Raw genomic sequence first — 16813 nt, forward strand, 5'->3', positions numbered from 1 at the left:
GTGAAACGACCGAGAGGCCTCGGATTGATGCCAAACCGCCGCCAGACCGGTTCCGAAGGACTCTTGTGACCAACCCGGCACACAGCGAACTGAGGAGCAAGACAATGAAGAAGACGACGACGCGCACCATCGCCAGCCTCTCCACGGCCGCGGCCCTCTCTCTCGGCGCAGTCGCCCTGACGGCCGCCCCCGCGAGCGCAGCCGATCTCGCACCGGCGAGCTCCGTCTCGACGACGGCGAGCGGCGCGCTCATCAACGGCCCCCTCATCGACGGCCCACTCATCGACCTCGGCGGCCTCCTCAACTCCCTGCAGATCGGCCAGTTCCAGTAGCGGCCGCGCCTCCGTCTGAGGGAGGCCAGCCGCGGCGACCAGCCGCAGCACAGCAGGAGACCAGGTGCCGAGGGAGACCTCGGCACCGCTATGAGGAGCGCACAGTGACGAAGGCCAGCCAGCAGACGCAGACCAGCCAGCAGACCCCGAAGGGCCAGCGGGGCCCGAGCGACCAGCACGATGACGGCGCGGCATCGGATCGCCTGCGCCTCACCCCGGCGCAGCTCGGCATCTGGTACGCCCAGCAGCTGGATCCCGACAACCCGAGCTACCAGATCGGCCAGTACCTGGACCTGCGAGGGCAGCTCGACGAGCGCCTGCTGCGGATCGCGTTCACGAAGACCGTGGCCGACCTCGACGCGATGAGCCTCGTGCTCGCCGAGGACGGCGACGGGCCGTACGCGATCATCGAGCGCCCGTCGCCCACCGCGGACCTCCTCGCGGTGACGGACCTGCGCGAGCTCGGCGAGGAGCAGGCGGTCGAGGTCGCCCTCGAGCGCATGGACCGCGAGCTCGAGACGCCGCGGCCGATGACGGGACGCGAGCTGCTCGGCACGACCCTGTACCGGGTCGCGGACGCTCGCTGGCTGCTCTTCCAGCGTGTGCACCACGTGCTCCTCGACGGCTACTCCGCCGTCGTGGGCCTCCGCTACCTCGCCGGCGCGTACACCCGGCTCGAGAAGAGCGCCCCCCGCGGGGTGCTCGGCGCCCTGCTCGCCGGCCCGATCGCGCACCTGGCCGCGCGCACCGCGTCTCCCCTTCCCGGATTGCCTGAACTGCTGGCCCACCTCGACGAGTACGCGGTCTCCGATCAGCACGCGGCCGACGCCGACTACTGGCGCGAGCAGCTCGCCGACGACAGCGTCGTGACCGGGCTCGAGGGAACCACCGGCCGGGCGGCCAAGCGCGTCGTGCGCGTGTCGACGACCATCCCCGACGCCGACGCCAAGCGCCTGCGCGCGCTCGGTCGCGACATGCCGAAGACGGCAGTCGGACTGGTCGCCCTCTACCTGTCGAAGATGACCGGCCAGGTCCGGGTCTCGCTCGGCCTCCCCGTCACGGCGAGGCGCGGGAAGCTCGCGAAGACGATCCCGTCCATGCTGTCGAGCATCCTGCCCCTGCGCGTCGACGTCGCCCCGGGGCTGAGCCTCTCCGAGGTCATCGCCAACGCCGGCAACGCCGTGCGCGGCGCCGTCGCGCACCAGCAGTTCCGGGTCGAGGAGGTCGCGCAGACGCACGCCCTCGCCGGCCCCTCCGTCAACCTGCTCCCCGTCATCGACGAGCTCGTGTTCGGCCGCGCGCGCGGCACCGTCAACATCCTCTCGACCGGTCCGGTGCACGACCTGTCGGTCGTCATCTCCGGGCTGACGAGCGAGGCCGCCGAGCCCACGCTCCAGCTCGAAGGCGACGCCGAGCTCTACACGGCCGAGATCCTCAGCGAGCACGCGGGGCGGATGCTCGAGCTGCTCTCGCAGGTGCTCGACGATCCGAGCGCGACCACCGTCACGGACGCCAACGTGGTGCGAGCGGACGAGATCGCCGGTCTCCTCGGGCAGGGCTCCGGCGACGACGTGCCCATCGGCCAGGAATCGGTGCTGCGCGCGTTCTCGAAGGTCGCCGCGGTCCGCGACACGGCTCGTGCGGTCGTCGCAGCTGACGGCACGCTCACCTTCTCGGAGCTCGACGAGCTCTCGACGCGCCTCGCGCACCACCTCGTCGGCGAGGGCGTCGGTCCAGGGCGCACGGTGGCAGTGCGCATCGAGCGCAGCAAGCACCTCCCGATGCTCGTGCTCGCCGTGCTCAAGGCGGGTGGCGTCTACGTCCCCCTCGACCCCGAGTACCCCATCGACCGCGTCGGCAACATGATCGAGGACGCATCGCCCGCGCTCCTGCTGACCAGCAAGGCCCAGGAGCAGCGCGACCTCGCCGATGGCGCGTCCTGGCGCGTCGCGACCCTGCCGATCGACGCCGACACGTCCATCGCCTGGCGCAAGCGACCCGCCGACCCGAGCGGCCTTGCACCCGTCTCCCCCTCAGAGCTCGCCTACGTCGTCTTCACCTCGGGAAGCACCGGGCGCCCCAAGGGCGTCGGCGTGGACCGCCTCGCCCTGCGCAACCTCTTCGAGCACCACCGCGCCGAGATCTTCGACCCAGCGGCAGAGCGCCTCGGCCGGCCCGTGAGGGTCGCCCACACGGCCGGCCTCTCGTTCGACGCCGCGTGGGACCCGCTGCTCTGGCTCTTCGCCGGCCACGAGCTGCACCTCATCGACGACGACGTGCGCCGCGACCCGCAGCGCCTCGCCACCTACCTCGCCGAACACGGCATCGACGCGATCGAGACGACCCCGTCGTTCGCCGAGGCCCTCATCGCGGGCGGACTCTTTCAGCAGGACAGGTACCCGACCGAGATCGCGCTCGGCGGGGAGGCCGTCGGGCCCGCCCTCTGGGACGCGCTCGCGGCCCAGCCGGACGTCTCCGCCCTCAACCTCTACGGCCCCACCGAGACGACCGTCGACAGCCTCATCGCGCCCATCGTGCAGGGCTCGGAGCCGCACATCGGCAGCTCGGTGCGCAACACGCGCCACTACCTCCTCGACGCCTCCCTCACCCCGGTGCCGGACGGCGCCATCGGCGAGCTCTACCTCGCCGGCGCCAACGTCGCGTCCGGCTACGTCGGCCAGCCCGGCCTCAGCGCCGAGCGCTTCCTCGCCGACCCGTTCGCCGGGGACGGCACCAGGATGTACCGCACGGGCGATGTCGTCCGTCGCCGTCGCAGCGGCTCGCTCCGCTTCCTCGGCCGCATCGACGAGCAGGTGAAGATCCGCGGGTACCGGGTCGAGCTCGCGGAGGTCGAGGCCGCGCTGCGCAGGCAGCCCGGGGTCTCAGCCGCCGCCGCGATCGTGGTGGGCGACGGCGCATCCGCCCGCATCGTGGGGTACGTGACCGGCGAGCGCCAGCAGGAGAACCTCGCGGCGCAGACGAAGGCCGCACTCGCCGCCGACCTGCCCGGCTACATGGTCCCGAGCAGCGTGCTCGCCTTGAGCGAGCTGCCCATGACCCCGAACGGCAAGCTCGACCGGCGGGCACTCCCAGCCCCGGAGCAGCACCCGAACGACCCCGTGCAGCAGCCGCGCACACGCGCCGAGCGCGTCACCGCAGAGGCCTTCGCCGAGGTGCTCGGCATCGAGTCGATCGGCGTCGACGAGGACTTCTTCGGCGCGGGCGGCCACTCGCTCCTCGCCACCAAACTCGCCTCGCAGCTCACGGAGCGCCTCGACCGGCAGATCACGGTGCGCGACGTCTTCGAGCGCCCGACCGTCGCCGGGCTCGCCGCGCTCGACGACGACAGCGCCGACGCCGCCCGCACCCGCCCCCTCGCCCCAACGCCCCACGGCGACGAGCTCCAGGTCTCCCTCGCCCAGCGGCGCCTGTGGTTCCTGAACAGCCTCGAGCCAGGCTCCAGCGCCTACAACATCCCCATCGTGCTGCACCTCGATGGCACGCTCGACGAGGCGGCGCTCCGGGCCGCCTTCCGGGACATCGCAGAGCGCCACGAGCCGCTGCGCACGGTCTTCCCCTACGTCGATGGCGAGCCGAGGCAGCGCATCCTCCCGATCGACGCCGGCGCCCCCGCCTTCACCTCCGTCGACGTGCCAGAAGACCGGGTGGACGACATCGTCCGCCAGGAGTCGCTGCGCCCCTTCGACGTGACCCGCGAGGTGCCGCTTCGCGCTGTCCTCCTGCGCACCTCGCCGACGAACCACGTGCTCGTCGCGACGATGCACCACATCGCCTCGGACGGCTGGTCGCTCGCGCCCTTCGCCGCCGACCTCTCCGCGGCCTACTCGAGCCACGTCGCCGCGGCCGCCGGCGAGAGGAGCGTCTCGGCCGACGACGTGCTGCCCGCGCTCCCCGTCTCCTACGCCGACTACACGCTGTGGCAGCGGGAGTCGCTCGGCTCAGAGGACGACCCCTCGAGCGCCATGAGCACCCAGCTCGACTTCTGGCGGCGCACGCTGGCAGACGCACCCGACGAGATCGCCCTCCCGCGAGACCGCGAGCGCGGCGCGCGGCGGAGCGACATCGGCCACCTCGCCTTCGAACTGGATGCGGAGCGCCACCGCGCCCTCCGCGAGGTCGCGGCGCAGCATCGGACGAGTCTCTTCATCGTCCTGCACGCGGCAGTCGCGGCGGCGCTCGGCCAGCACGGCGCCGGCACGGACATCGTCGTCGGCACCCCCGTGGCCGGACGCGTGGACCCGAAGCTCGAGCGACTCGTCGGCTTCTTCGTCAACACGGTCGCGCTGCGCACCTCGCTCGCGGGGAACCCGACGCTCGGCGAGCTCATCGAGCGTGTGCGCGTGGGCAACACCGAGTCGTACGCCCACCAGGACGTGCCGTTCGATGCGGTCGTCGACGCCCTCCGGCCGCCGCGCGTGGCCGACCGCCACCCCGTCTTCCAGGTGCTCCTCACGCTCCAGAACACCGAGCCGGCGAAGCTCGACCTCGGCGAGGTCGTCGTCACCGTCCCGAGCCAGGTCACGACCGCCGGCGTCAAGACCGACCTCATGCTCGACTTCTCGACCCCCGCCGGCGACGAAGGCCCGCTCGAGGCCGCCCTCGCCTACGACCTCGCGCTCTTCGACGAGTCGACGATCGGGCGCATGCGCGACACCGTCGACCGCATGCTCTCCGCCATGATCGACACCGTCGAGCTCGCCCTCTCCGATCTCCCGGCCCTCGACCGGGCGACCCAGCAGCGGATCGACGCGCAGGCCCGCGGCGAGCGCCTGCCGATGGACGGGACGATCCTCGATGAACTCGCCACGAGCGTCCGCCGTCTCCCCGGAGAGCTGGCCCTCGAGGACGACACCGAGCCTCTCACCTTCGCCGAGCTCGGCGAGCGCATCGACGCCGCCACCCGTGGCCTCGTCGCCTCAGGCGTGCGCCCCGGAGACCGGGTGGCCATCGCGCTGCCCCGCTCCGGCGACGCCGTGACGCTCGTGCTCGCCGCGCTCCGCAGCGGTGCCATCGCGGTGCCCGTCGACATCGACTACCCGGATGCCCGCATCACGCAGATCCTTGACGCCAGCACCCCCGTGCTGCTCGTCGCGGTCGACGAGGCGCGCCTCGGCTCCCTCGCCGACGAGTCAGGGACTCGGACCGTGCCCCCCACCTCTCTCGTCGAGCTCGGCGCCAGCGAGTCGGACCTCGACCTCCCCGCCCTGCCGCTCCCCGAGCAGCCCGCCTACCTCGTGTTCACGTCCGGCACCACCGGTGTGCCCAAGGGCGTCCAGGTGCCGCACTCCGCCCTCGCCAATGTCCTCGCGCAGCACCTGCACGCGATGATCTCCCCGCTCCGCGAGCTCCTCGGCGGGCGCCCCCCGCGCGTCCTGCACGTAGCCGGCCTCGGCTTCGACGCCGCCTGGGACCCGATCCTCTGGCTTGCCGCGGGGTCGAGCCTGGTGATGGCGTCCGACGCCACGCGGCGCAACGCCGACGAGCTGGTGCAGCGCGTGTCGGGTTCCTCGATCGACGTGCTCGAGACGACGCCCTCGTACGTGCGCCAGCTCATCGGCACCGGCCTTCTCGAGCAGAGCACCGAACGCGAGACGCCGCTGCTCGTCGCCCTCGGTGGCGAGGCCGTCTCGTCCGACCTCTGGGACTCCCTGCTCAGCGCTGACGGAATCGAGGCCTGGAACCTCTACGGCCCGAGCGAGTTCGCGGTGGACTCCGTCGTGACGCGCCTGACCGAGCCGGGAGGTGTTCGCATCGGCCGCCCGGTCGCCAACGTGACCGCTCGGGTGCTCGACGGCTACCTCCGCGACGTGCCGGACGGCGTGCCGGGTGAACTCCACCTCGCTGGCGCCTCCGAGGCCCACGGCTACCTGGGACGCACCGCCGAGACGGCGAGCGCCTTCATCGCCGACCCCTCGGGAGACGGCACCCGCCTCTACCGGACCGGCGACATCGTCCGCCGCCACCCCTCCGGCGAACTCGAGTTCCTCCACCGCGACGACGACCAGGTGAAGCTCCGCGGCTACCGCATCGAGCTCGACGACGTCGAGCGCAGCCTGGAGCGCGCTCCGGGCGTCGAGGCCGCCGTCGCGACCATCCACGCGCCGGCAGGTCCCGACAGCGCGAGGCTCGTCGCCTGGGTCGCCGGGGCAGCCGATGCCGACGCCGTCCTCTCCTTCGCCCGCGCCGAGCTGCCGGAGTACATGGTTCCGGCCACCGTCACGGTGCTGGAGCGGCTCCCGCTGACCCCGAACGGCAAGGTCGACCTCGCCGCGCTCCCCGCCCCGGAGTCGGTCGCGGGCTCCCGCAAGCCCGAGACGGACGACGAGCACAGCATGTGCGAGGCGTTCGCCGCCGTCATCGGCCTCGACGAGGTCGGCCTGGACGACGACTTCTTCCGGCTCGGTGGGCACTCCCTGCTCGCTGTGGCGCTCGCCGGTGAGCTGCGCCAGCGCTTCGGCGCCGCCCCTCCCCTGCGCGCGATCTTCGACGCCCCCACGCCGGCCGCCCTCCTTGCCGTGCTCGGCCGCACGGGCGAGCACCCGGTGGCCGACCCCACCGGTGGGCCGAGCTCGCGCCCGCCGCTCGCCGAGTGGACCGCAGCCAACCCGCGCGTCCACGGCGAAGCCCTGCCGCTCTCGCCCGGCCAAGCGCGCCTCTGGTTCCTGAACCAGCTCGCCCCCGAATCCGGTAACTACAACGTCGTGCTCAGCGCTCGCCTCGACGGCGACCTGGACCTCGAGGCGCTGTCCGGCGCGGTCGACGACCTCGTCGCGAGACACGAGGTGCTGCGCACCACGTACCCCGAAGTCGATGGGGCTCCGGTGCAACGCATCCATGAACCCGCCGCCGGTGTGCTCCAGCACGAGCCGGTCGACGCATCGGCCGGCTTCGACCTGACGAGCCAGCTTCCCCTGCGCGCAGGCCTGACTCCCGCCGGCGACGACTCGTGGCTGCTCGAGCTCGTCCTCCATCACATCTCCACCGACGGCGCCTCCCTCGCGCCGCTGGCGCCTCGCGCGCCTGGTCCGGGCGAGCGAGGCGCCAGCGGATGAAGCAGAGCAGGTCGGGGCGTGGACCGCCCACCTCGAAGGTGCTCCGTCGGTGCTGCAGCTCCCCGCCGACGGCGCGCGGGCCGCCCAGAGCGCGCAGCCTGCCGGCCAGCTCGACTTCAGCATCCCCGCGAAGGTCGCGGGCGCGCTCGGCTCCGTCGCGGCCGGCAGGTCGGCGAGCGCCTTCCACGGCTGGCTCGGCGCGATCGCCGGCTTCCTCGCGCGGACCGGTGCCGGCACGGACCTCGTCATCGGGGCCCCCTCGGCCGGCCGCCAGGACGCCGATCTCAGCGACCTCGTCGGATTCTTCGTCAACACGCTGCCGCTCCGAGTGCAGCTCGGCGACGAGGCGACGCTGGCCGACGCCGTCGAGGCGGCCCGCACGGCCGCGCTCTTCGGCATCGACCACGAGCAGGTGCCGTTCGAGCGCATCGTCGAGGCGATGGCCCCGGAGCGTGTCCTCGGACGCCACCCCCTCTTCCAGACGATGCTCGCGGTCGAGGAGCGCAGCGAGCTCCCCCTCGCCCTGCCAGGCGTCGCCGTCACCCCGGTCGCTCCGGAGAGCACGGGCGGCGCGAAGTTCGACCTGTCCTTCACGCTGCGCACCGCAGAGGCCGGCGCCGACGTGCCAGGCGTGCTCGAGTACAACTCGGCGCTCTTCAGCGCAGCCGCGGCCGGCGGCCTCGTCGAGCGGCTCCTCGCCTACCTCGCGGCGGCCACCGAGACGCCGGATGCGCCCCTCGAGGCGATCCCGGTGCCAGGCACGCCAGGGCGCCTGCGTGCCTGGCCCTTCCAGGAGGCGAGCGACGCCAGCACGACGTCCGAGCCGAGCGCGGTGCTCGCCGCCTTCACCGCCTCTGCCGCGCATACGCCCACGGAACTAGCGGTCGTGGCCCCAGACGGAGCGCTCGACTTCGGCGCCCTCACGGCTCGCATCGACCGGCTCGCCGGCGCGCTCCGCCGACACGGCGTTGGCCGTGGCGACGTCGTCGCCTACCGCCTGCCGCGCTCGGTCGACACGGCCGCCGCCCTTCTCGCCGTATGGCGGGCCGGCGCAGTCGCCATGCCGATCGACCCCGAGTACCCGAGCGAGCGCGTCGACGCGATGATCGAGGCCGCAGAGCCAGCCGTCATCCTCAACGGCGGACTCGAGGAGCTCCTCGCCGACAGCTCCACGGAGCACGAGGCCGCCGGTCTCCCCGAGGTGTCGCTCGACGACCCCGCCTACCTGATCTTCACCTCGGGAACGACGGGTGTGCCGAAGGGCGTCCAGGTGCCCCACCGCGCCCTCGCGAGCCTGCTCCGCAGCCACCGATCGACCCTCCTGCCGGATGCGGCGAAGCGTCGCATCCGCGTGGCGCACACCACGGGCGTCGGCTTCGACGCCGCCATGGACCCGATCCTGTGGCTCGCGAGCGGACACGAGCTGCACATCGTCGCCGACGACGTGCGCCGTGACCCCGAGGCGCTTGTGCAGCTGTTCGCGGACCGGCGGATCGGCGCGTGGGAGACCACCCCGAGCTACGTCGAGGCGCTCATGAAGCAGACCCGACTCGAGAGCTGGCTCGACTCCCTCCCCGACGGCGACGGATTCACGATGCTGCTCGGCGGCGAGGCGATCACCGCTGAGCTGTGGAGCTGGCTGCGTGGACGAGCGACGGTTCGCGCGTGGAACCTCTACGGCCCGACGGAGGTCGGCGTCGACTCGATGCTCGCCGATATCGGTGAGACGGCGGCCCCCTCGCTCGGGGCGACGACGGGTGACGTCGTGGGCTACGTGCTCGACAGCCAGCTGCGTCCCAGCCCCGTCGGCAGCGTCGGCGAGCTCTGGCTCGCCGGCACGCAGCTCGCCCACGGCTACACGGGCCGTTCTGAGGCCACCGCCGACAGGTTCGTCGCCGACCCGTTCGCCCGCGACGGCAGCCGCATGTACCGCACGGGCGACCTCGTCGTCGTGCGGGATGCGCTCGACGGCGAACCGCGCCGAGTCGTGTCGCTCGGCCGCACCGACGCCCAGCTCAAGATCCGCGGCCACCGCGTGGAGCCGGAGGAGCTCGCTCGCGTGATCGGCGCCCAGCCGGGCGTCGCCAACGCCGTGGTCCTGCCCGTCGACTCGGCCGGGCAACTCGCGCTCGGCGCCTGGATCGTGCCGAGCGACCCCGGCATCGCTGGCGGCGACCCGGACGCAGACGGCGAGGCCCGAGCACAGCTCGCGAGCCGAGTGCTCGATGCCGTGCGCGGCACGGTGCCCGACTACATGCATCCCGTGGGCCTCGAGATCATCCCGCGCATCCCCCTCACCCCGAACGGAAAGCTCGACCGGGATGCGCTCCCCGAGTTCCAGACGACGGGCGGGGCCGGTCGCGAGCCGAGCACGCGGGCCGAGCTGGCGGTCGCGGCGGCCTTCGCCGAGGTGCTTGGCGTCGAGGACGTGCGGGCGGACGACTCGTTCTTCGCGCTTGGCGGCCACTCGTTCGTGGCGCAGCCGACCATCCGCGCCATCAACGAGGCCCTCGGCGTCGAGTTGCCCGTGCAGGCCATGTTCCAGGCGCCCACCGTCGAGGGGCTCGCTGCCCTCGCCAGCACCGGAGGCGGCGACATCGCGGAGAGCCTCCGGACGATCCTGCCGCTGCGGCCCGCCCGCGACGACGGCTCCCCTGCCGCCCAGGAACCGCTCTTCGCCGTGCACCCTGCCAGCGGCATCTCCTGGAAGTTCGCCGGGCTGCTCGCACACCTCGAGGGCGACCGCCCGCTCTACGGCCTCCAGCTGCCCGGCATCGCCCCGGACGACGGGGAGCAGACCAACCACGACACGCTCGCCGAGCTGCTCGACGAGTACGTGGACGCGATGAAGACCGTGCAGCCGGCAGGACCGTACCGGATCGTCGGCTGGTCGTTCGGCGGCCGCCTCGCTCAGCACCTCGCCGCCCACCTGCAGCGCGGCGGCGACGAGGTCGCGCTCCTCGCGATCCTCGACGCCTACCCGACCGAGCACTCCTCGGTCGCGGGCGTCGACGGTGGCGACCGCATGTGGCGTGCCTTCCTCGATGCGAACGAGGTGGAGGCGCCAGCCGACGAGCTGGATGCGGATGCGGTCCGCGCCCTGCTCGCAGGAGCGGGCAACCCGCTCGCGGACATCCCTTCGGCAAGTATCGAGCGGATGGTGCGCGGCTTCCTGCGCGTGGGCGCCCTCCTCGACACGACGCCCGTGCCGACTTTCGACGGCGACCTGCACGTGTTCGAGGCGAGCGTCGATGTCCCGGCCGACCGCCCAGGACCCGACGCCTGGGCACCGCACACGACTGGCACGGTGACCTCGAGCCCAGTCCACGCGCGCCATTCCGCGCTCCTCGACGAATCAGCGCTCGGCGAGGTCGCTCCGGAGCTCGACCGCCTCATGTCGGATTCACACGCGCGATTCCCCAACCGATAGCGAACGGGCTCCGAAGCACTTGGAGAACCATTCGCGCCACCTCCATCAGGAACCCCCGCGTGACGAGAGAAGGGAACATCTTGACCAATCCGTTCGATGACACATCCGCAGAGTTCCGAGTTCTTGTCAACGATCTGCAGCAGCACTCCCTGTGGCCAGACTTCGCCGACGTCCCAGCAGGGTGGGTCGTGGTCTACGGACCGGCCCCGAAGCAGGCCTGCCTCGACTACGTGACCGAGAACTGGCGAGACATCACGCCGGTCCGCGAGCGCGACCTGGCGGTCTCGTGATCTCGATTCGCGGCCTGCGCAAGCGCTTCGGCGACTTCACCGCGCTCGACGGCGTCGACCTCGAGATCCCCGCCGGCTCCGTCCACGCGCTCCTCGGACCGAACGGCGCCGGCAAGACCACCACCGTGCGCGTCGTCACGACGCTGCTCGACCCCGATGAGGGCGACGTCGAGGTGGCCGGCCACTCGGTGCGGCATGAGGCCCAGGACGTCCGCCGCAGCATCGGGGTCTCCGGGCAGTACGCGGCCGTCGACGAGAAGCTCACCGGAGTCGAGAACCTGACGATGGTCGGCCAGCTCTACGGCATGCGCAGGCGAGACGCCCGCGCCAGGGCCCACGAGCTGCTCCGCGACTTCCGGCTCGACGACCTGCCGGCGAAGAAGCGAGCCGGCGAGTACTCCGGCGGCATGCGCCGACGCCTCGACCTGGCGGGTGCGATCGTCGCCCGACCGCCCGTCGTGATCCTCGACGAGCCGACCACCGGCCTCGACCCCCGCGGGCGCCGCGACACCTGGGACGCCATCCAGACCCTCGCCACGGCGGGGACGACCGTGCTCCTCACCACGCAGTACCTGGAAGAGGCCGACCAGCTCGCCGACTCCATCTCCGTCATCGACGCAGGCAGCATCGTCGCGGAGGGCACGGCCGCCCAGCTCAAGGCCCGAGCCGGCGGGGCGTCGATCGACCTCGTCCTCGAATCGTCCGAGGATGGACACCGCGCGCTCGACCTCGTCACGACGATCAGCGGCGGAGCGTCCATCGACGACCGTGGCGTGCGCATCACCGCCAAGGCACCGCGTGGCAGCCACGACCTGTCCACGGTCCTGCGTGCGCTCGAGGACGCCGACATCGCCACGAGCGAGGCCGCTCTCCGGCAGCCCACGCTGGATGAGGTGTTCCTCCAGATCACGGGCCAGCGGCCGGATGAACCGGCCGAGGATGCGACCGCGCACGACGAGCGAGAGGCGGTCACCGCATGAGCGCCATCACCGCAGCATTCCGCGACGGCGGCATCGTCGCCCGCCGGAACGTCCTCAACGTCCAGCGCACGCCGGGGGCGCTGGTCACCGGCATCGCGCAGCCCATCATCTTCGTGCTCATCCTCGCGTTCGTCTTCGGCGGGGCGCTCGGCGGAGCCGACTATCGGCAGTTCCTCATCGGCGGCATCCTCGCGCAGACGCTCACCTTCAACTCCTCGTTCACGGCCGTCTACCTCGCGAAGGACCTCCAGTCGGGCCTCATCGACCGGCTCCGCACGCTGCCCATGTCACGCGTTGGCGTCATCCTGGGCCGGACGAGCTCCGACCTCGTCACGAGCATCATCTCGATCGCCGTGATCCTGACCTGCGGACTCGCGATCGGCTGGCGCGTCGAATCCGGCCCACTCGAGGTGCTCCTCGCGTTCGGCATGCTCCTGCTGTTCGCCTTCGCGACCTCCTGGATCGGCGCGACGATCGCACTGACCGCCAAGAGCGTCGAGGTCGCGCAGAGCCTCGGCCTCCTCTGGCTCTTCCCCGTCTGCTTCATCTCGGGAGCCTTCGTCTCGGCCGACATGCTTCCCGGTCCTCTTCGCGCCTTCGCCGAGTGGAACCCGGTGACCGCGGTGGCAAGCGCCGTTCGAGAGCTCTTCGGGAACGCGGCTCCGAGCGGCTTCACGGCCGCCGGCGGATGGCCGGCCGAGAACGCCGTGCTGTATGCGTTCCTCTGCAGCGTCGCCATCATCGCGATCTTCGCGCCGATCGCCGTGTGGCAGTACCGCCGCATCAGCCGCCGATGATCGCCGTGCTCGCCGCTGGCATCGACGAGGTGCTCGACGCCGCGTCGCAGTGCGCGAGCGAGGACGACCGCGTCACGGCGAGCGCCAGGCGCAGCGAGGAGCTGCGCCGGCGAACGCTCGCGGGACGCGCCGCGCTCCGGCTGCTCGCGGCCTGGGGGCGTGGCCTGCCGCTCGAGCAGGCGAGCGAGCTCGAGATCCTGCGCCTCTGCCCCGACTGCGGTCGAGCGCACGGGCAGCCGCGCAGCGCCGACCTGGCCCTGAGCTCCTCGACGAGCGCTGGACGGGTGCTCGTCGCGATCGCGGACCCAGCGGATGCGATCGGCGTCGACATCGAGACCGTTCCGCGGCAGCTGTGGGCCGGGTTCGATGCGTATGCGCTGCACCCTGACGAACGCGCGCGGGTCGTCAGCGATGCCGGCCAGCCGTCGGGTGTCGCCGCCCGCATCGGCACCTGGACCGCCAAGGAGGCGGCGCTGAAGGTCTCCGGCACCGGCCTGCGGACCGAGCCCGCCTCGCTGCGCGTCGACGCGCATCCGGACCCGGAGCACGCCGGCTGGCACCGCGTGCACGGCGCCCCCTCCCCCAGCTCCGCCGGTTCTCGTGGCCCCGGTGATCCTGCCGCACCGACCCCATCGCCCGTCAGCGTGCGGATGCTCGCGGTACGAGGCAGCGCAAGAGCCGCGGTCGCGACGAACCGCCCGCAGGAGGTGCGCCTCTGGACGATGCCGGAGCTGCTGACGGAACTCGGCTGCTTGCCCGACACCGGCTACGACGAGGGCGAGCTCTCCCACCTCACGTGAGACGCTGCGCCTGCCTCCGCAGACGCTCCGCCTCCGGAAGGCCTCGTCCCCACTGCCCGCGGCAGCCGGAGGTTCCCCAGGTGAGAGAAACCTGTGTCTCGGTGCGAGCCCGGGCAGGCTTCTTCCCGTACCCGCCGTCGCCGGAGCAGAATGTGCCCATGCGGAGAGTCAACATGATCGTGTCCGGGAACGTGCAGGGCGTCGGCTACCGCTTCAGCGCCGCGCAGGAGGCTGAGCGCCTCGGTGTGAGCGGCTGGGTGCGCAACCTGCACGACGGCCGGGTCGAAGCCGAGCTCGAGGGTGAGGAGAGCCAGGTCGACGCGCTGCTCGCGTGGATGGCGGAGGGGCCGCAATTTGCAGAGGTCACCTCCTCGCGTGTCTCCGAGCGCACCCCGAAGGGCATCGAGGGCTTTCGCGTCGTCCGCTGACGCCGTTCACGCGCCCCGCTCGAGGGCCAGCCTCGTCCCGAGCTGGTCGAGGATCATCTCGAGGCCGACGTCGAACTCGTCAGCGAAGTCGTACGCACCACCGATGATGCGTTCGCCGACGAGCTCCGCGAGGTGTGGGAACTCGTCGGCGGGGAGCTCCATCGCTGCGACGAACTCCTCCGCGTTCTGGCCCTGCTCGAACGGCAGGTTCTGCTCGGTGAGCACGAACCCGAAGACGTACGCGTCGAGCAGTGAGTAGGCATGTGAGGCCAGCAGCACCGAGAACCCGCCGGCGCGCAGCGAGCCGAGCGTCGCGTCGTGGTGGGCGAGCACCGCCACCGCCGGGTTCGAACGGGACTCGAGGAGGCCGAGCGCCCAGGGATGTGCGCGGAGCACCTCGCGAGCTGCGCGCGCCCTTGCACCCATCTCGGCTCGCCAGTCCCCGCCGCCAGGTGGCAGGGGAATCTGCTCGAATGCCCACCCTGCCAGCGCGTCGAGGACAGCCTGCTTGTTCGCCACGTGGTGGTAGAGCGACATGGCCTCGACTCCAGCCTCACGCGCCACACTGCGCATGCTGACGGCGGCGAGCCCGCCTCCATCAGCGACGCGCACCGCGGCGTCGAGGATGCGCGTCCTGCTCAGCGGTTGACGGTCTGCCATTTCTCCTCCTTGCAGGGTTACATCCGTAAGGCTACTCTGAGATCATCAGACTTACAGGCGTAAGGGATCTCATGAGAGCTGCAGTCGTCACCAGGTACGGACCACCAGAGGCCGTCGTCATCACCGAGGTTCCGAACCCGACACCCCGCACGGGCGAGGTCGTCGTCCGAGTGGAAGCCGCTGCCGTGACCTCCGGAGATGCGCGAATGCGCGCCGGGCGTTTTCCCGCCGGCTTCGGGATGCTGGCGCGCCTTGGGATCGGGGTCAGCGGGCCGCGCAAGAAGGTGCTCGGGATCGCCGTGGCGGGCACCGTCGAATCGACGGGCGCGACGGGCAGCGGCTTCCCACCGGGCACGAGGGTCGCCGCCATGATCGGCGGCGGACTGGGCGGGCACGCAGAGCTGGCCCGGGTTCCCATCGCGCGCCTCGCCCGCCTCCCCGAGCAGGTGTCGTTCGAGGATGCGGCCGGCCTGCTGTTCGGGGGCGGCACCGCCCTCCAGTTCCTGCGCGAGCGCGCCCACCTCCAACCCGGCGAACGCGTCCTCATCAACGGAGCCTCTGGCGCAGTCGGCTCGAGCGCCGTGCAGCTCGCGAAGGCCCTCGGCGCGCACATAACTGCCGTCTCGAGCGCGCGGAACCGGAGCTTCGCGCTGCGTCTCGGCGCCGACGAGCACGTGGACTACGCCGTCACGCCCGTCGAAGACCTCGATGCGCGGTACGACGTCGTCCTCGACGCCGTCGGGAACCTCAGCAGGCGGTCGGGCCGGCAGCTGCTCTCCCCCACGGGACGACTCATCCTCGCCGTCGCGGGCTTCGCAGACACGGTCACCGCACGCGGCAACGTCATCGCCGGGCCCATTCCCGAGCGCACGGCCGACATCACGGAGCTGCTGACGCTCGCCGCAACCGGGGCCCTCGACCCCGTGACGAGCGTCGCAGGCGGCCTCGAGAGCATCCAGGACGCCTACGCCGTCGTCGACTCCGGTCGCAAGGTCGGCAACCTCGTCATCCTGCCGAGCAGCTAGCTCGTGAGGCCGCCGAAGAGCACCGACACCATCATCGCGACGATGACCGAGTTGAACGAGAACGCCAGCACGACGTTCGTGCGCGCGATCCGCCAGCCTCGGCGGGACGTGATCTCTGCCGAGGCGGTCGCGGCCATCGTCGACATCAGCACGGCGAGCGTCAGATAGTCGCCGAACCGCGGCTCCTCCTCGAACGGGAACACGATCTCCGGGCGACGCGCCCGCTCCTGCTCGGTGGCGGATGCGCCCTCGAGCCCGACCGCCGGCGCCGTCGCTGCTGTCGCGTCCAGGCGCAGGTACTCGAGCGCGAAGGCGTAGACCATGAGCGCCCACGACGCGGCCACCGTCGCGAGCCCGAGCACCACGAAGATCGTCTGGTCCCGGAAGGCGGGTTCCTGCGCGATCGCGATCGTCAGAGCGACGGCGACCATGGCGCCGGCGGTCGTCCAGTCAGTCGCTCCCCCGTAGCCGACAAGCCGATGCCACCATCGACGCTTGGTGATGCGCTCCTGCCGGGACGCCACGCGCAGCTGCACGGTATCCGCGTTGCGGTACGCCAGGTGCGTCCAGACGAGGTAGACCGCACCGAACAGGGGCCAGAAGACGATGAAGATGCTCACCAGGTAGCGCACGGAGTCACCGATCTCGACCCCGAGCCTGCTCGCCACGAAGATGTAGAAGGCCGCCGCGAAGGGAGTCGCGATCAGCGCGCTCCAGTTCGCGCGCGCGTTGTCGCTCGTTATGCGTCTCGCCATGCGGACATCCTGCCCCATGCCGACGTCGCACGTTCGGGGTGCGGACCGCACACGCCCGCGGCACGATCGAGAAAGCCCCGGTCAGCGCGTGCTGACCGGGGCTTCTTGGTGGATCTGAGGGGATTCGAACCCCTGACCCCCTGCATGCCATGCAGGTGCGCTACCAGCTGCGCCACAGACCCGCACCCGTTTCCGGGAACTCGAAAATAATAGCTCAGAACCTGAGGCGTACCAAATCGAGGC

Annotated in this window: 11 protein-coding genes and 1 tRNA gene; 9 read left to right on the top strand and 3 right to left on the bottom strand. The window is 71.7% G+C overall.

What is annotated here, in order from left to right; all coding sequences use genetic code 11:
- Positions 1–104: 104 nt before the first annotated feature.
- The 8 genes from ACQFZP_RS12710 to ACQFZP_RS12745 all read left to right on the top strand — a co-directional run bounded on the left by ACQFZP_RS12710 (position 105) and on the right by ACQFZP_RS12745 (position 14130).
- Positions 105–332 carry a hypothetical protein gene (locus tag ACQFZP_RS12710; protein WP_104311480.1) on the top strand — a complete coding sequence of 76 codons (228 nt, stop codon included), beginning with the start codon at positions 105–107 and terminating at the stop codon, positions 330–332.
- A 104-nt stretch (positions 333–436) separates the two neighbouring features.
- Complete coding sequence (locus ACQFZP_RS12715) at positions 437–7405, top strand: non-ribosomal peptide synthetase (protein ID WP_307852835.1); 6969 nt, start codon at positions 437–439, stop codon at positions 7403–7405.
- 49 nt (positions 7406–7454) lie between these two features.
- Positions 7455–10835, top strand: coding sequence for a non-ribosomal peptide synthetase (locus tag ACQFZP_RS12720; RefSeq protein WP_307852836.1), 3381 nt, complete (start codon positions 7455–7457; stop codon positions 10833–10835).
- 80 nt (positions 10836–10915) lie between these two features.
- Positions 10916–11125 carry an MbtH family protein gene (locus tag ACQFZP_RS12725; RefSeq protein ID WP_218855261.1) on the top strand — a complete coding sequence of 70 codons (210 nt, stop codon included), beginning with the start codon at positions 10916–10918 and terminating at the stop codon, positions 11123–11125.
- Positions 11122–12105 carry an ATP-binding cassette domain-containing protein gene (locus ACQFZP_RS12730; RefSeq protein WP_104311478.1) on the top strand — a complete coding sequence of 328 codons (984 nt, stop codon included), beginning with the start codon at positions 11122–11124 and terminating at the stop codon, positions 12103–12105. The genes ACQFZP_RS12725 and ACQFZP_RS12730 overlap by 4 nt, the downstream gene beginning before the upstream one ends.
- Positions 12102–12902: an ABC transporter permease gene (locus ACQFZP_RS12735; protein WP_211891585.1), complete on the top strand. Its 801-nt coding sequence runs from the start codon at positions 12102–12104 to the stop codon at positions 12900–12902. The genes ACQFZP_RS12730 and ACQFZP_RS12735 overlap by 4 nt, the downstream gene beginning before the upstream one ends.
- Entirely contained in the window at positions 12899–13702 is an 804-nt protein-coding gene (locus ACQFZP_RS12740; protein ID WP_211891586.1) for a 4'-phosphopantetheinyl transferase family protein, read from the top strand. Before ACQFZP_RS12735 ends, ACQFZP_RS12740 begins: the two co-directional genes overlap by 4 nt.
- Positions 13703–13860: 158 nt before the next feature.
- Complete coding sequence (locus ACQFZP_RS12745) at positions 13861–14130, top strand: acylphosphatase (RefSeq protein WP_211891587.1); 270 nt, start codon at positions 13861–13863, stop codon at positions 14128–14130.
- Positions 14131–14136: 6 nt separating this feature from the next.
- Here the strand turns inward: ACQFZP_RS12745 and ACQFZP_RS12750 are convergent, their stop codons facing one another.
- The gene (locus ACQFZP_RS12750) at positions 14137–14790 is read right to left on the bottom strand and encodes a TetR/AcrR family transcriptional regulator (protein ID WP_211891588.1); all 654 of its coding nucleotides are present in this window, start codon (positions 14788–14790) and stop codon (positions 14137–14139) included.
- A gap of 71 nt (positions 14791–14861) precedes the next feature.
- On the opposite strand from ACQFZP_RS12750, the gene ACQFZP_RS12755 reads away from it, so the two are divergent.
- Complete coding sequence (locus ACQFZP_RS12755) at positions 14862–15815, top strand: NAD(P)-dependent alcohol dehydrogenase (protein WP_211891589.1); 954 nt, start codon at positions 14862–14864, stop codon at positions 15813–15815.
- Here the strand turns inward: ACQFZP_RS12755 and ACQFZP_RS12760 are convergent.
- Both ACQFZP_RS12760 and ACQFZP_RS12765 read right to left on the bottom strand, forming a co-directional pair.
- Positions 15812–16570 carry a DUF1345 domain-containing protein gene (locus tag ACQFZP_RS12760; protein WP_211891590.1) on the bottom strand — a complete coding sequence of 253 codons (759 nt, stop codon included), beginning with the start codon at positions 16568–16570 and terminating at the stop codon, positions 15812–15814. The two genes, ACQFZP_RS12755 and ACQFZP_RS12760, sit on opposite strands and share 4 nt — an antisense overlap.
- Positions 16571–16676: 106 nt before the next feature.
- Positions 16677–16752 (bottom strand) — tRNA-Ala (locus tag ACQFZP_RS12765).
- Positions 16753–16813 lie beyond the last annotated feature (61 nt).

This window comes from Pseudoclavibacter sp. Marseille-Q434, assembly GCF_050315415.1.
In the GTDB taxonomy this organism is placed as follows: domain Bacteria; phylum Actinomycetota; class Actinomycetes; order Actinomycetales; family Microbacteriaceae; genus Pseudoclavibacter.

Excerpts from the sequence above, each read along its gene's own strand:
- ACQFZP_RS12710 (WP_104311480.1), top strand. The coding sequence starts at position 105 with ATGAAGAAGACGACGACGCGCACCATCGCCAGCCTCTCCACGGCCGCG.
- ACQFZP_RS12735 (WP_211891585.1), top strand. The coding sequence starts at position 12,102 with ATGAGCGCCATCACCGCAGCATTCCGCGACGGCGGCATCGTCGCCCGC.
- ACQFZP_RS12740 (WP_211891586.1), top strand. The coding sequence starts at position 12,899 with ATGATCGCCGTGCTCGCCGCTGGCATCGACGAGGTGCTCGACGCCGCG.
- ACQFZP_RS12745 (WP_211891587.1), top strand. The coding sequence starts at position 13,861 with ATGCGGAGAGTCAACATGATCGTGTCCGGGAACGTGCAGGGCGTCGGC.
- ACQFZP_RS12750 (WP_211891588.1), bottom strand. The coding sequence starts at position 14,790 with ATGGCAGACCGTCAACCGCTGAGCAGGACGCGCATCCTCGACGCCGCG.
- ACQFZP_RS12755 (WP_211891589.1), top strand. The coding sequence starts at position 14,862 with ATGAGAGCTGCAGTCGTCACCAGGTACGGACCACCAGAGGCCGTCGTC.
- ACQFZP_RS12760 (WP_211891590.1), bottom strand. The coding sequence starts at position 16,570 with ATGGCGAGACGCATAACGAGCGACAACGCGCGCGCGAACTGGAGCGCG.